Here is a 13,999-nt window from a genome sequence, read left to right as displayed (position 1 = left end):
TTGGTCAAGCAGTCATGGAGTAGGAGGTTGACAATCTACCTATACTGATTACCAAAGAACGATTGACTAATCACTGATTACAAATAACTAATGACTAATGACTAATGAGAATTAATTTCAAAAATTATTTTTTTTGGATCGCCGCTTTCGTTAGCCTGATTCTAGATCGGGTAACTAAATATTGGGTGGTGCAGAATTTTGTCTATAAAGAAACCTTAGCGCTGTGGCCTAATGTATTCCACTTTACCTATGAATTGAACCCTGGGGCTGCTTTTAGCTGGTTTCAAGGAGAAGTTTGGTTGCCCTGGCTTTCTTTGGGGGTAAGTCTATTCTTAATCGGATTCGCTTTAGTAAACCCCAACTTGGATCGCTGGGAACAATTAGGCTGTGGCTTTATCTTAGGCGGAGCGGTGGGCAATGGAATTGACCGATTTTTCAACAGTTGCGTCATCAACGATAAATTTTTCAGCGGTTGTGTCGTTGATTTCTTAGATTTTCGGTTGATTCACTTTGCCGTATTTAATCTCGCAGATATGTTTATTAATGTAGGTATGGTGTGTTTGTTGATTGCCTGGTTTTGGAATCAACCCTCCTCATCTGGCAGACCCCGCTGAAGAGATAAGGAGAGAGGAAGCGGAGGGAAGGGCGAGAAATCTGATTTTTCCGTTGATAATGAATCCCCTTCTTTGTCCTTGAAAAGACGATTTGTGAAAAACCTATCTTTCTAAGTTCTGCCCCTTTTCCATAACGCCTCCCTAGGCAAGAGATTAGAATATTCAGTACAAACCTCTTGCTAGTTGCATTGAGCCTTTTGCCGCTGACATGACCTCACCCCAACAACCGCCGAAAACCATCCTGGGTCAGCTAACTCAGGCAGTACAGACCATTCAAGCCAAGGTAAATTTTAATGCGCTAGCGCTGAAGCCCAATGCCAAGGTGCCGGAATTGTGGGTGCAGGATGCCGGTGCTGCGAAGGCAGAGGTTTATCCACTGTTAGGCGATCGCTATTTACTAGGACGCAGTTCTAAATCTTGCGATATCGTCATCCGCAATCCAGTCGTTAGCCAGGTTCATCTTTCACTAAACCGAGAAGGACGGCGCGGGCACTCCTTTGTCATCAAGGATGAAAACTCCACTAATGGCATTTACCGGGGGAGACGGCGGCTGAATAGCCTCATGCTACGCCACGGCGATATCCTCACCCTAGGACCACCCGAATTGGCGGATGCGGTTCGGCTTCAATACCACAATCCGCCCCCCTGGTACGTGCTAGGGACTCGTTACGCCCTCTATGGGGTGGGTGGACTGACCAGCTTATTGGCATTGTGGATTCTTTTTGAGTGGCGTAATATTCCGATTCGACCTTTGCCTCCTGGCGTACAAGGGCCAGTAGTAATTAATTCTGATGATGGGACGCCGTTACAGCGTCCCCGAACGGTGGCGCACCGGGAATTGGGGCGATTATCAGAATTTTCTAAGTATCTGCCTCAAGCAGTGATTGCATCGGAAGACAGCCGCTATTACTGGCACTTCGGGGTTGATCCTATTGGCACGCTACGGGCGGTGGTGACGAATGTCAAGGGAGGCGGAATTCGTCAAGGCGGTAGCACGATCACGCAACAGTTGGCGCGGAGTTTGTTTCGGGAGTATGTGGGGACAGAAGATAGCGCGGGGCGAAAAATCAAGGAGGCGATCGTCGCTCTGAAGCTGGAGACGTTCTACAGTAAGAACGAGATCATGCGAAATTATCTGAACCGCATCTACTTGGGGGTTGGTGCGAACGGATTTGAGGATGCGGCTCAGTTTTATTTCGATAAATCTGCCAGAGACTTAAATATTTCCGAAGCGGCGACGCTGGTGGCGATTTTGCCAGCACCGAATAGTTTTAATCCGATTCGGGATTATAAAACGGCGATTGGACTGCGCGATCGCATTATCAACCGCATGGCAAATCTGGGGTTTATCAGTGCGGAAGAAGCTCAACGAGCAAGGCGATCGCGTATTGACGTTAGCCCCAAAGCCAGAGAAGCTTTGGCTAGCATTAAGGCACCCTATTTTTACAGCTACGTTTTCACCGAACTCCAATTCTTGTTGGGAGAGCAACTGGCAAAAGAAGGCAATTTTTTTGTCGAAACCAACCTGGATCTAGAGACTCAGCAAAAGGCGGAAACTGCCCTCCGCAACGGAGTTAATACCATTGGGGGAAGTTACAGGTTCTCTGAGGGAGCAATTGTCACCCTCGACTCCAGCAACGGATCAATTCGCGCCTTGGTCGGTGGCACAGATTTTCAAAAAAGTCAATTTAATCGCGCGACTCAAGCCAAGCGACAACCGGGTTCCACCTTCAAAATTTTTGCCTACGCTTCAGCACTTGAACAAGGTAACTCGCCGGGAAAGTTTTATTCTTGCGCCCCTGTAGTATGGCAGAGTCAACGCTTTCGGGGGTGCGAAAGAGTAGGGGGTAGCGGGACGGATATGTACACCGCGCTTGCCCAGTCTGAGAATGCGATCGCGCTGCGAGTGGCGCAGGATGTCGGTTTAGAGCGGGTTGTGGAGATGGCGAGACGACTGGGCATCACAACGCCGCTTAATCCGGTTCCCGGTTTGGTGTTGGGGCAAAGCGAAACCACTGTCTTGGAGATGACGGGGGCTTTCGGTGCCTTGGAAAATGGCGGCGTCTGGAATCGCGCCCACGCTATTCAGCGGATTCGGGACAGCAGCGATTGCAAAGATTTCAATAATCCGCAAACCTGCCGGGTGATTTACTCCTTCGAGGAGGAAGCCGGGGCGACAAAGCGGGTGCTGTCTCAGGGAATCGCAGATACCATGACGAATATGCTTCGGGGCGCAGTGCGAGGGGGTACGGCACGGGCGGCGTCGATTGGCTTCGGAGAGGTGGGGAAGACGGGCACCACGAATAGCGGTGTTGACTTGTGGTTTATCGGCTACGTTCCCAGTCAGGATCTCGTTACCGGCATCTGGCTGGGAAATGACGACAACACTCCAACGCGAGGAAGTAGCGGACAAGCTGCCCAAGTTTGGGCAAACTATATGCGGCAAGTGGTGCGTTAAGCTATGTTGCTAGATATTTTCACGGGTGCGATCGCTCTTTGAGATTGAGGAGAATGCGATCGCTCCAGTTACTCTCTTTCCTGTTAACCTTATTTTTCGCTACAACAGCCGATTTAACATCTGCTGTTAAATCGGCTGTTGCTTTTCTCTCCACTTTCTTAACTTGTTCAGAAAGGAAGGATTGCTTCAATATTCTTTTGCACCTGCTCAAGTTCCTGACGCTTCTTAGAGAGAAAAGCTTTTTCAGCTTGACGTTGTTCTAGTGTTTCTGTATGAGCTTTCTCCTCCTGGGCTAAGAAGTTTTCAGATAAGGAGATTGCTTGCTCAATTACTTCTATTGCCGCTTCTGAGCGTTCGTAAAAAACTGAGGCAATGTATTCGCTAACCTTGTCAAAAACTTCTTGCGCCGATTCGTTAAATTTGTCAAACCCTTGCTCATAAACTTCTTGTTTGATTTGCTGTTCAAGTTCTTCTTCATCTTCACCAAATAACCACCCGGCAATAGCAGCCGCCGCCCCCCCAGCTATCGCTATTGGAACAAGACCAAGACCTGTAAATGCCAGTAACGTCCCAGCAACTGCCCCACCTGTACCTAAACTGCCAAATAAACCAATTCCCTTGGTATCATCATCCAAGTTACTTGATGAAGCAAGGTTCATCTTGACTCCAGCAGTGGAAAGCGAGAGGTCAAACTGGTCACTTAGGTTAGATCCAATTTTTGAATCAAAGCTTTGGATACTTTCGTGAATTGCTTCTATGTGTTGACGTATTTCCGTATTTAATACTTCTAGGTTTGGTAGTAAAATAGAACCTTTTATACTCTCATCTACCCAAGTGTTAAATTCCTTGGATATATCTGTGGAGAACTGCTTAGCATAGTCCTGAAACAGTTTCTTTTTCTGATTATGGTTAGAAGTCCAGCCTTCACTGTTCTCAGCCATGATATCACCTAATTCTTCACACCATTCATTATAAGAATCAATAGCTTCATCAGTTGATTCCTCTACCAATTGAGCTGCTAAAAGCTTAATTTTGACATCACGACCGCTAGACTCACCCATTTGTTCTAAAAGTTTTTGCTTATTTTCTTCAGAAACTTTTAATTTCCCATTTAAAATTCCCTCAAATTGATTTAGCTCATCACAGCAAGATTGAATAATCCGATTAAGCCCGGTTGTCGATTGCTGAAGTTTTATCAATCCACGCTCAGTTGTTAAAAACTTCTCGATAGACCCGGTAAAATTCTGAAACGCTTTCAGATAATCATCCTCAGTTCCCGCAAAAATTGCATCCAGCGTCGCTTGAGCCGAAATGAAATGAACGCGGTTTTCACCTGCTACGATAGGATTTTGACCCTGAACAAACCTCTCAATTCGTTGTCGAACTTGCTGCCGACCATTTTCACTACGCAACAGATCCATAAAATTCACAACTACAAACAAATTGTTGGCAGCCTCATCTGTCTTCCCACCATTTAATTGAGTCTTCAAATCTTGGATCAAGTCGCGTTCTCCTTGAGTTAGAGGACGTGAGGCATTGATTAGGAAAATCGCGGCATCTGTATCTTTGAGTAGTTGTTGAGTAATCGCAGTTCGGTCAGGATGTTCGTTCAACCCAGGAGAATCCACTATTTCAACACCACTTCGGCATAACTCTAAATCGGGATGTTCAAAAATAATCTCTTCAATATCAGAACGAGCTAATTCATCACTGACGCAATCCAAGGCGGCTTCTTCTGAAATTGCTGCTTTAATTTTGTACTGTTCAAATGGAATTTCTTCCTCTCGTTTATCTTTATAACGGCAAATTACCCGTTTTTGCTCTCCATATCTGAGAACTGTCACCGTACCGCTACAGGGAATCTCTCTAACGGGTTGAATTTCTTCACCTAGTAAAGCATTCAATAATGTTGATTTTCCTTGGCTAAACTCTCCTACAACTGCCACTCGGAAGCGCTGAGAACTCAATTTCTGAGACGCTTGCTCTACTTGTGCTGCTAGATTGTTAGGCAGTACACCCTCATTCGTGCCTTCTTGGATAATCTCGGCAAGTTGCTTAGAAGCGGTTTCTAACTGTTGCCGATACCCTTGAAACCGCTGTAGCTCCTCATAGGGCAAGTTTAGGCGCTGTTGTTGCTTGGCTTGCTGTTTAGATTTAGCAGGTAGAATCGCCAACAGATCATTAGCAGCTTTGATAAATACTGCATCAAGCGCGTGGAAGCGAGCGGGATCTAGTAAAGACTGAACCTCCTCTAAAGCTGCTGGTTCCACAGTACCTTGATGACTGAATCCAGCTTCTAAAACTGCTAAGTGTTGTGGGTTAATCTCTAACCGATTAGCAATTACTTCTAAATACTTTTTCTCACGGGCGTCCATATCCCCATCTGCTGCTGACATTTCATAGCCAAAGCCAATCAACAACAATCTTTCTGATTCTGAAAACGGAGCCGTTAGGATTAGCAACTCATTCAGTTTTTTATAAACTTGATTCTGTCGGACTCCCTTACTCATCAGTTGTGATAACTGACGCGCATCCTCTGAGGGAATAAAACGATTAAGGGTTTGCTGCCAGCGTCGCTTTTCCTCATCTGTGACTGCGCCATCTAAAAGCATCACTCCCAACAGAACGGTTATCAAAGCTGCTAAAAATATCACCGGAGGAGTCAGATCCTGTTTACGCAGCTTTTGTCCAGTAATTCGCGACAACAAATCAACAGCTTCAGAGCTAACCAGTGAAATATCCATAAAGTCTGTGAGCCTATAGCGTATTTGTACTCTAGTATTCCCAGATTCAGCAGAAACTAACTCCGTGGAAATACGGTTATCTTCGCCGAGTAAGACAAGCTAGGCTCGAAAACATTAACTAATAACAACGTAGAAATATGTATTTTCAATTTGCTCCTGCAATTCAGGCTGCTATCGAGGCTGGTAAATATGTGCAAGTTTTTACATCAGCAGGAGTCCCAATAGGCATGGCTAGAGACGCATCTACTGGTCAGTTTGTCGCCCATGCCATCGGTGCTGTAGCCCAAAATAGCCCTCTATCGCCGCTGGTAAGCCCTTTACACTTGGTTACAAGTGGAGTGCAGATGTATCAAACGCACATGGGATTTCAAGCTGTCCAAGCTGGACTGCAAAGTATCCAGACAAGCTTAGGAGTGCTGCAAGCAACTACAGCCTTTATTGGGGTTGGAACTGTAGCTGTAGGGGCATTGGCAGCAGTGAACCTGCACCAAACAATGAAACTGAGAAAAGAAGTAGGGCAGCTAAGGCTGGAAGTCAAAGAAGGTTTTATTGATTTAAAACAGGCGTTAAAAGACCAAGGTGCAGAAATTAAAGAATTGATTGAGCAGGTTGCTCAGGATGTTGAATTTAGGAACCATCGCACAATTTTAATTCGAGCCTACGGACTATTTACTCAGGCGCTTCACCGTCTTCGCTCTGCAATGCAAATACAAGATGCGAACCGTAGAAATGCTGAAATTGACGGTGCTAGAGGGATGTTATTTCAGGCTTTAGCTGATTATGACAACCGTCATCTGTTGGAAGCAACCTGTTCGGCTGGACAGCTTCGCAGGCTGGAATGTGCTTGGGCAATTGAGCAGGCAATTATTACAACTTATCAGGTACAGAATGAGCCTTCTGCTGTAAGCGATCGCCTCTCGCACCTCCAAGGCAAAATCTGTCAAGATTCTCTGAATGTTATTGATAAGTGTGAAACAGAGGATGAGCTTGATTTTCTCTTTCCTGAAATCACCCGCATTCACGATCACGATCTGGCTGTACTAGAATCTTGGCAAAATCAAGTTGATTGGATGCAAAGTCTGGCTCCAGCAGAACTAAAACTGCTCCAAAGTGCCGATTTTAGCAATTCAGAAGTGCCTGTCACCACGGATACAGCTGCCTTGGCAGTGCCTCCAGAACATTTACTCTATGAAAATTTAAAGCAAAAATCTCATCCTCAATCTTTACGCGATCAGCTTCAATTTATGATGCAGCCAGAATTACGTCGAGAGCCAGAATCTTATATTAGTCAGCAAGCTGCGATCGCAGGTTATAAAACTTTAGTTACCTCAAATTTACAGAAAGCCTCAAATTTAGCTGTTGCTAACCTGTACTGGTATTTTAAATTCAGAGATGAAGCTGAAGACGAGGCAGTAACGGCGTAAAAGTTAAATATAGGAAGATGCGATCGCTCAAATTCTACTAAGTGCGATCGCATCTTCTATCCAAATAACAGTTGATGGTATTCGCTAATTTTTTTACTTGTATTTTTTTTAATAGTAAATTAACAAGTGTTAATTGGAGACTGCAATTACCATTAGTTTAAAATTACCTTTATTTTAAATCTTATGCTTAAATAATGACTATTGATGGGCTATTGTCTATGCAGTTAGTCATCTTTATCGGCTTGCAGGCTTCTGGGAAAAGTACCTTCTATCACACTCATTTTTCTGAAACGCATAAGCTGGTCAGCAAAGATTTGCTGCGGAACAACAAGAACCGCTCTAGAAGGCAGACACAACTTATTAAAGAAGCCCTTGAAATGGGACAATCGGTTGTTGTGGATAATACTAACCCAACGGTCGAAGAACGGGCGTCCCTCATTCAATTGGGCTATATGTATGGAGCCGAAATTATCGGTTATTACTTTAAATCCTCGGTGAATCAATGCCAGGAACGTAACAAGCAGCGCTTAGGTAAAGCACGAGTGCCAGATGTAGCGATTTACGCGACAATCAAGAAGCTACAACGCCCCTCTTATAATGAAGGTTTCCACCAACTGTTCTACGTGCGGATGGCTGGGGACTCTGCTTTTGAGGTTCGTGCGTGGACTAAAGATGAGGTTGCTGATGGATAGCGATAAGTTTGAGAAGCAAATGCGATCGCTGGCGATATCAATAGGCTGATCTAGCAGATGATTACTACCAGCAATCGGTTAAAAGTTACCAACTTATATTACGTGACAGCCTGTATTCGTAATTATGATGCTTTAATTTCCCGAATCGCCCAGTCAATCACTTCCAAAAATTGCTTCGCTATTAACTCATCCTTCAGTGCAGACAAGGGAATATACCAGTTATAGGCATTAACAGAAATCGAGTTACCTACGACTAATTTTAAGCGGTTGATAAGTTCAGTCTTTTTGTCTTCCAAGTTAAATGGAGGTTCGTAGGCATAAATCTCAATATTGCCACCACTCCAAATTGTGAAAAACTTTCTGGTTTCTCCTTTGTAACTGATTATTCTAGGAATCAGAGACCCTTCAATTTTTCCTTTCCCCCAACTCACCTGCATTTTTTCACAATTTATCCAGTTGAAAACGCTTCTGGCAGCTTGAGCTACATCACTCCCTTTTTTTGCCTCTAATTCTTGAAAGAACAAAGACTCATTCCATTGCTTACTCTCATAATTCAGTAGCGATTGCGTTGATTTTCCTGCCACTGTTTGCCCAATAATTCTAGGAACAAGAGTTTTTAAGCCTTGACCAACGTATTGGTTAATTTCAATTGCCAATACCTCCGCTGGATTCATTTGTTTATTTAAAAACTCCACGATACGTTGAAGTTCAGGAGGAATCTTGTCAGCAACAAAGACTAGACGGATTTTGCCAGCTTGCAGATTTGTCTTGACCTTTTCCCAAAACTCAGAGGGGTTAGCATCAGCGCCTAGAAAATTGCTGAGGATCTGTTCAGAATCTTGACTTTTTACCTGACAATTAGCGTTAAATTGGGCAATAATTTTCTCGACAGGCCAATAAACCACTGCATTAGCAGCATAGTCGAGCATCTGTCCAGCTACTTCTCGGCGAATTTGAGTGTTGCAGCTGCGCTTGACTTCCACCAGAGTTGGAATTCCATCTTGGTCGAGAAATAAATGGTCGAGTGCCCATCGGTCGAAGCCATTTTCTTCAGATGGCACGGGCATCTCCTGTGAAACTAACAACCAACGTCTCGGTGCCGCACTGTTGATTTGGTCACCAGCTAACAAACTGGGATAGTCGGCTAGCAGTTTTTGCAGCAAAGCTTCCGAGTCATAGGGCTGTTCGATCATTTCAACCAGCTGACCCTTGTCTTGAATTAGGTAAATAGCGCCTGTCATCACAATTCCTTTGGGTTGACCTAATTTAAGGTTCCCGTTTTCAAGGTTCGATGTTACATAGCGATTAGATTTTGCCTGCGAACAGGCTGGTCTGTTTATGACCCTGCGATTTCCAAGCCGCCGGTTAGTTCAACCGTGAGGATGCGATCGCTTTCCACTTTCACTTTCCCACTCTCTGTTGCAACGAACTATTACCGCTGGCGTTCTTCACGGAACAGGCGCAAGATATAAGCTCCAGCCGGGGTTTCCCGTAACTCTTTAATTGCCCCTGCAATTTCATCCGGTAACTCATCTAAGTGGGGCAGACTCGCCCCATACTCGGCAGGCAGTACAGCCGGAGCCGCGAGACAGGCAAAAGTGAGGTCTGCTGCGGAGAAGCGATCGCCAACTAAGTAGGAACGCCCATCCGCCAACCGCGCATTGACGTTCTCGAAGATGCGTTTAATCTTGTCGTGGGCGCTGGCTGACGATTCTGCCGTGATATTGTAGCCTCGCCGTGCCGCCTCGCGAATCAACGGAAAGACAATTGGAAATAACGCCTGCTCAATTGGGGCTACACCATCGCACCACAGCCTCCGCATCAACTGGCGATTATCTAACAAATAAAAGTACGCCCAAAGACGGATGCTGGGACCGAGCTGCTTGTTAAATAAATCTTCGAGTTTTTCCACCTCGCGGCGCAGCTTGGGATCGGCTGGGTAAAACTTTGTACTTTCAGCCGTCATGCCATCTAGATACTGCAAGATGTCCGAAGAATCGCTCAAAGTACCCGCTTCCGTCACCAGAACCGGAGTCGTTTGCCCGCCGCCACTTTTGCGGGTGGCTAGCCGATGAAAAAGCGGTATATGGCGTTCTTCAATGTAGGGAACCTCAAGCCGTTCTAATGCCCATCGTGCTTTTTCGCAGTAATGGCTGACGGAGATGGTGATGAGTCGGGGAGCCTTTTCTGGCTGCTTTTGCATTTTTGCTAGATCGCGCGATGTGCAACTTTACAGTGTAATTCCCGGCAATTGAACGAGGGACTAGGGGAATCAAACCAACAGAGCCGTTCGAGTTTTGCTCCCCCAATCCCCATTTATCGAAAGGCTAAGAAAAAGCACATCGGATTATATCTGACCTGCGAATACGCGCTCCGCTGGCCCTGTCATGTAAACTCGCTGGTCGATTTCCGACCATTCGATTTCTAAACAGCCGCCGGGTAATTCAACGGTGGCGATGCGATCGCTCTTTCCGGTCAACACTCCAGCGACCACAGTCGCACAAGCACCCGTGCCGCAAGCTAAAGTGATTCCCGCGCCGCGTTCCCAGACCCGCATTTTCAGGTAATCCGGGCGCACCACTTGAATAAACTCGGTGTTCGTCCGCTTGGGAAAAACGGGATGATGCTCGAACTGGGGACCAATGTTTTCTAAGGGAATCGCGGCAACATCCTCCACAAACGTGATGCAGTGAGGATTCCCCATACTGACACAAGTGACCAACCAAGTAGCATCAGCGACTTCTAAAGGTTGAGCGATTACTTTCTCGTTGGGGGCACCAAGCGTTGTGGGAATTTCCTCGGCTAGTAGTCCCGGCATTCCCATATCGACGGTAACTTTCCCATCCGGCTTGATGTGCGGTGTCATGACACCCGCCAGGGTATGAATCCGATATTGAATTTCTTGAGTAGATTTCCCTTCTAAATCAGCGAGAAATTTGCCTAAACAGCGAATGCCATTGCCGCACATTTCCGGTTCGGAACCATCGGAGTTGAAAATCCGCATGGTGTAGTCGGTGCCATCTTGTCCCGGCATGGCAAAAATCACCCCGTCGGCACCAATGCCAAAGTGGCGATCGCAAAACTTGACCGCTTGTTCTGGCGTTACCTGGGGTTCTGATGAGGAACGATTGTCAATCAGAATGAAATCGTTGCCCAGTCCGTGATACTTCGTAAACTCGATTCCCATTTAGCAATCCTTCGATTCGCAATTTTCGATTAGCATAAACTATGGAATGGGTAATGGTTAATGGCAGTCCTTTAATCCTTAAATCTGGCAATTCGCATTAGGAAAAATCTTGCATCATGACAACTGAACTGGAAACAGGCTTACCAAGCACTCGTCTCGTCCAAACATTTGTGAAAGAGGGACAAAGGGTTGAACTGAAACTCCTCACGAACGATGTACTCGTTGGTAAACTGCGTTGGCAAGATCAGAACTGTATTTGTCTACAAGATGAATCGAATCAGCAAACGCTGGTTTGGCGACACGCGATCGCTTATGTGAAGCCAAAATAATTGGTAATCAGGAATCGGCAATCACTTTTTCCCCAATTATCAATTCCCTTTATTCGCCTGTTCGCTGATGATCGGATGGAAGATAATCTGGCATTGCTTCGCTCACCGGCACCTGGAACGTAGGCACCGGGAAAACAGGAGGCTCAGATTCGGGTGCCAACAACTGTTGCACTTGATTGAGGGGAAAACTGCCACCGCATAAGAGCAGCTGATCGCCCGCTTGCAGCTCGGTGTCGCCCCCCGGAAAGCGGATGAACTTCCCATCTCGCCGAATTGCTTGCACTTGCACCCCGTACTGGCGGCGCATATGCAGTTCGGAGAGCGGTTTTCCGGCAGCTGGGCTGCCCTCTGGAACCTGCAACCACTGACACGGAGCAGTTTGGCTTGGGATTGCCACTTCACCGTTTGCCAGTTGATTAAAGGCAGCTTGTTCGTTGGATTCTCCCACCACCAAGAGGCGATCGCCCGCTTGCAGAGAAGTTTGCTTGTCTGGATAGTCCACTTCTTCCCCGCCATTTCGCCGAATTGCCATCAACGTGACACCCGTCAATCGACGCATATCCGTCTCCTGTAGCGTCATCCCAATCAGAGGAGAGTTGGGCGGTAGGGAATACCACTTACTATTCATTTCAGCAGTGGCAATTTGTAAGTCATGAGCAATCTCCGAAGGCGATCGCTCTGGACGCAGTGCCAGGTAATGGCTATTGCGAATTTGCTGCATTTCCTTCTGGATCTGCCATGTCGGCAATCCACTACCCGCTAATAGATGCGCCGCCAATTCCAAACTGGCTTCAAACTCCGGTTGCACCACCTCTCGCGCCCCCAACTGATAAAGCAGTTCGATATCGTTGTTGTGGTTAGCGCGAACGACAATATCCAGATCCGGAGCCAATTCTAATGCGCGTTTGAGGCAAAGGCGGGTACTCATCGGATCGGGAAGCGCGATCGCCATCCCCTTCGCCTTATCTACCCCCGCAGCTTCCAGAACGTGCAAACTTACCGCATTGCCATAAACATAAGAAACTTCTGCTTCTCTTAACTGCTGAATCCGACTTTCAGACTGGTCAATCACCACCACCGGATAGTTATGCTCCTGCACCAGTTTGATCAGATTTCGTCCCACCCGTCCATAACCGCAGACCACCACATGATTTTGCAAAGGCAAGTCTACCGCCACTTCCATCGGGTCATCCACCGGATCTAAGTACGGCTTCAGCCAAGGCAACTCCAACAATTTTGGCACCAGCCGCATCACAAAAGGCGTCAGTACCAGCGTCACGGCAGTCGTGCCCAAAATCAGCAAGTAAACCCGCCGAGAAACCAACCCCAAAGCTTGTCCCTCACTGGCAAGAACAAACGAAAATTCTCCAATTTGAGCTAACCCCAACCCAGCAATTACAGCAGTTTTCAGCGGATAGCCAAATGCTCTGACAATCGGCGTCACAATCAAAAACTTGCCGACAAAAACCAGCAAAACTAGCCCCAGAATTAACTCTAGGTTGTTCCACAAGAACATCGGATCGATGAGCATCCCAATCGCCGCAAAAAACAGCGCCGCAAACACATCCCGCAACGGCTCCACATAACTCAGGGTTTGGTCAGCGTATTCCACCTCCGAAATCATTAAACCGGCGACAAATGCCCCCATTTCAATTGAAAGACCCATAGCCTCTGTGAGCAACGCAATCCCCAAACACAGCGCCACCACGCCCAACAGAAACAACTCCCGGCTTTCTGTTCGAGCCAGGAGGCGCAGCAAGGGAGGAATCACCCAGATGCCTGCTGCCACAGCCCCAGCCGCAAATAATCCGATTTGTAACAGCGCTAAAGCCACAGCCTTGCCAATCGCTTCTGGCGGTTGATCCAGCGCTGGCAAGACAGCTAGCATCAATCCCAATGCCAGATCCTGTACCACCAAAATCCCCAGCATCACCTGAGCGTGAGGCGTTCCCGTCTCATTTCGCTCCATCAGACACTTAAAGACAATCGCGGTTGAAGACAAAGACAGAATTGCCCCCAGGAAGACGCCCTTCGCTGGTAAGGTATCCCAAGCTCCCGTGATTCCACAGACTGCAACCGTGACCCCAATTGTCAGGGCAATCTGTAGTCCGCCACCGCCTAAGGCGATGCCTTTAACTTTTTTTAATTCCGCAAACGAAAACTCAACGCCCAAGGCGAACAACAAAAAGGCGACGCCAAATTGAGCCAGGGTTTCTATCTGAATCAATTCTTTAATCAGTCCTAACCCCGCAGGCCCAACGACGATTCCCCCGACGATATAGCCCAGTAACGCAGGTTGCCGCAGCAGCGCTGACACCACTCCACCGACGGCTGCTGCTGCCAGAACGGATACTAAGTCAACAATCAGTCTAAAGTCTTCTTGCACAAGTTTGTTTTATGAGAACAAGTATAAAGGTATATAAACTTTAGGATACTTTAGGATACAGAGTTTCTGGACTGTGCTACTGCAATTGCCTCAGGTTTCCGATCGGGCAACTGGGATCAATTGAGGGAAGGCGGTGGAAACAGTCGAGGCAGGGTGATAGTCTAT

The 13,999-nt window shown here is 46.8% G+C and carries 11 protein-coding genes; 5 read left to right on the top strand and 6 right to left on the bottom strand.

What is annotated here, in order from left to right; translation table 11 throughout:
• Positions 1 to 110: 110 nt before the first annotated feature.
• Positions 111 to 614: a signal peptidase II gene (gene lspA, locus H6H02_RS07480; protein ID WP_190816382.1), complete on the top strand. Its 504-nt coding sequence runs from the start codon at positions 111 to 113 to the stop codon at positions 612 to 614.
• A 208-nt stretch (positions 615 to 822) separates the two neighbouring features.
• The gene (locus H6H02_RS07475; protein WP_190816177.1) at positions 823 to 3,072 is read left to right on the top strand and encodes a transglycosylase domain-containing protein; all 2,250 of its coding nucleotides are present in this window, start codon (positions 823 to 825) and stop codon (positions 3,070 to 3,072) included.
• A 19-nt stretch (positions 3,073 to 3,091) separates the two neighbouring features.
• Here the strand turns inward: H6H02_RS07475 and H6H02_RS27555 are convergent, their stop codons facing one another.
• Positions 3,092 to 3,226 (bottom strand): hypothetical protein, encoded by a 135-nt coding sequence (locus H6H02_RS27555; RefSeq protein WP_277922527.1) that lies wholly within the window; start codon positions 3,224 to 3,226, stop codon positions 3,092 to 3,094.
• Between the two features lie 13 nt (positions 3,227 to 3,239).
• Positions 3,240 to 5,816, bottom strand: coding sequence for a dynamin family protein (locus H6H02_RS07470; RefSeq protein ID WP_190816175.1), 2,577 nt, complete (start codon positions 5,814 to 5,816; stop codon positions 3,240 to 3,242).
• Between the two features lie 137 nt (positions 5,817 to 5,953).
• On the opposite strand from H6H02_RS07470, the gene H6H02_RS07465 reads away from it, so the two are divergent.
• Both H6H02_RS07465 and H6H02_RS07460 read left to right on the top strand, forming a co-directional pair.
• On the top strand, positions 5,954 to 7,240 hold the full coding sequence (locus H6H02_RS07465; protein ID WP_190816173.1) for a hypothetical protein: 1,287 nt from the start codon (positions 5,954 to 5,956) through the stop codon (positions 7,238 to 7,240).
• A 194-nt stretch (positions 7,241 to 7,434) separates the two neighbouring features.
• A complete protein-coding gene (locus H6H02_RS07460) occupies positions 7,435 to 7,932 on the top strand; it encodes an ATP-binding protein (protein ID WP_242040605.1) in 498 nt (165 codons plus the stop codon).
• 122 nt (positions 7,933 to 8,054) lie between these two features.
• Here H6H02_RS07460 and H6H02_RS07455 read toward each other — a convergent pair whose 3' ends face one another.
• The 3 genes from H6H02_RS07455 to dapF all read right to left on the bottom strand — a co-directional run bounded on the left by H6H02_RS07455 (position 8,055) and on the right by dapF (position 11,119).
• Positions 8,055 to 9,173 carry a hypothetical protein gene (locus H6H02_RS07455; RefSeq protein ID WP_190816169.1) on the bottom strand — a complete coding sequence of 373 codons (1,119 nt, stop codon included), beginning with the start codon at positions 9,171 to 9,173 and terminating at the stop codon, positions 8,055 to 8,057.
• A 191-nt stretch (positions 9,174 to 9,364) separates the two neighbouring features.
• Complete coding sequence (locus tag H6H02_RS07450) at positions 9,365 to 10,135, bottom strand: glutathione S-transferase family protein (protein ID WP_190816167.1); 771 nt, start codon at positions 10,133 to 10,135, stop codon at positions 9,365 to 9,367.
• Positions 10,136 to 10,279: 144 nt separating this feature from the next.
• Positions 10,280 to 11,119 carry a diaminopimelate epimerase gene (gene dapF / locus H6H02_RS07445; protein WP_190816164.1) on the bottom strand — a complete coding sequence of 280 codons (840 nt, stop codon included), beginning with the start codon at positions 11,117 to 11,119 and terminating at the stop codon, positions 10,280 to 10,282.
• Positions 11,120 to 11,235: 116 nt separating this feature from the next.
• Here dapF and H6H02_RS07440 point away from each other — a divergent pair, with 116 nt between their 5' ends.
• Positions 11,236 to 11,448: an RNA chaperone Hfq gene (locus H6H02_RS07440; protein ID WP_190816162.1), complete on the top strand. Its 213-nt coding sequence runs from the start codon at positions 11,236 to 11,238 to the stop codon at positions 11,446 to 11,448.
• A 49-nt stretch (positions 11,449 to 11,497) separates the two neighbouring features.
• Here the strand turns inward: H6H02_RS07440 and H6H02_RS07435 are convergent, their stop codons facing one another.
• Positions 11,498 to 13,834, bottom strand: coding sequence for a cation:proton antiporter (locus H6H02_RS07435; protein ID WP_190816160.1), 2,337 nt, complete (start codon positions 13,832 to 13,834; stop codon positions 11,498 to 11,500).
• Positions 13,835 to 13,999 lie beyond the last annotated feature (165 nt).

The organism is Coleofasciculus sp. FACHB-1120 (genome assembly GCF_014698845.1).
Classification (GTDB): domain Bacteria; phylum Cyanobacteriota; class Cyanobacteriia; order Cyanobacteriales; family FACHB-T130; genus FACHB-T130.
This window is presented reverse-complemented; position numbering and strand designations above follow the sequence as displayed.